Source organism: Methanobrevibacter sp. 87.7 (genome assembly GCF_002208625.1).
Classification (GTDB): Archaea; Methanobacteriota; Methanobacteria; order Methanobacteriales; family Methanobacteriaceae; genus Methanarmilla.
The window spans coordinates 1-1273 of the sequence record NZ_MRCT01000269.1; the positions used below are offsets into that span (position 1 = coordinate 1).

At 28.0% G+C, this 1273-nt stretch carries 1 protein-coding gene; it reads right to left on the reverse strand.

From position 1 onward, the window contains the following. Positions 1 to 176: 176 nt before the first annotated feature. Complete coding sequence (gene fhcD / locus BGI41_RS08145) at positions 177 to 1064, reverse strand: formylmethanofuran--tetrahydromethanopterin N-formyltransferase (protein ID WP_088540200.1); 888 nt, start codon at positions 1062 to 1064, stop codon at positions 177 to 179. Positions 1065 to 1273 lie beyond the last annotated feature (209 nt).

The window sequence follows — 1273 nt, forward strand, 5'->3', positions numbered from 1 at the left end:
ATTTTAAATAAAACATTATTTTTTGAATTTCTTATAAAAAAATACTAAAAAACAATAATAAAACAAAAAATAGCTAAAACAAAACAACAAGAAAAATAAAAACAGACAAACAAGAAAACAAGAACAAAATAAAAAAAATAGCTAAAAAAAGAATAGTTATAAAAAATTATAACTATCTATAAATCTTGTAAATGGAAATGATATGGACCTAAATCTCCACCATAATTTCCAGCACTAATTTTAACAATACCTGGAACTTGGCAAGCAGCATTGATTCCTTGTTTCATAGCTTCTTTAACAGATTCTTCGTCAACACCATCAATAACAATTTCCATCATACCTTCAACATTATCAGGCAAATCAGAATCAACTTTATCTTTTAAAGTTACACACATTTTTTCATTAGTTGAAGCATTCATGAATTTAGAGTATTTATTAGATCCTACTTTAGAACCAGAAGCAACCATTCCACCAGGGAAAGGAGTAACAACACCAGGTACTGAGTGAATTGCATCTACAGCAGCTTCAGCAGCAGTAATAGCACTAAGTCTACTATCACCCATAATAAAGAAGTTACCTCCAGCAACACCATCTTTGTATCCTAAATTAGCTTCTACTAAGAAATCACCAGACATAATTGGGATAGCATGCATTTTTCTTCCATCAACTTCAGTTTCGTATTCAAAACCATCACCAAAGAATTTAAGTTTTGCACCAGTATTAAAAGTATCTTCTGAATCAAGTGCATTGAAAAGTGCAGCAGTAGGAGCAGTTAAAACACATTGACCTACTCTTTCAAGTAATTCATGATCTAAAGATTTTTTAGACATATGACAAATCATAATTGCATATCCAGGTCTTCCATCAGGAGTTTCTGAAGGAGGTACATAACAATCAATACCAGATTCTGCAGGACAACCAATAACAGAAGTACCGTATCCAGTAGCTTCAGTAGCTGCAATATGTGCTAAATGTTTAGTAGCAGCAGTAACAATCATTCTTGAAACTTTAATTCCAAATCCTTCAGCAAAAGTATCATCTATTTCTACGCCATTTATTTCCATTATTTCACCTAATTTTAAGATTATATTGAAAATAATATAATATTATATTATACATTTTTAATATTTTATTTAAATATAAAATAAACTTTTCTATTTAGATTTAAGTCCTAGAAAAAAAATAAAATTAATAAAAATTGAATTAATAAGAAAGAATAAAATTTTGAATAATTAATAAAAAAGATAATTCAAAATAAAAAAAGATATTATAA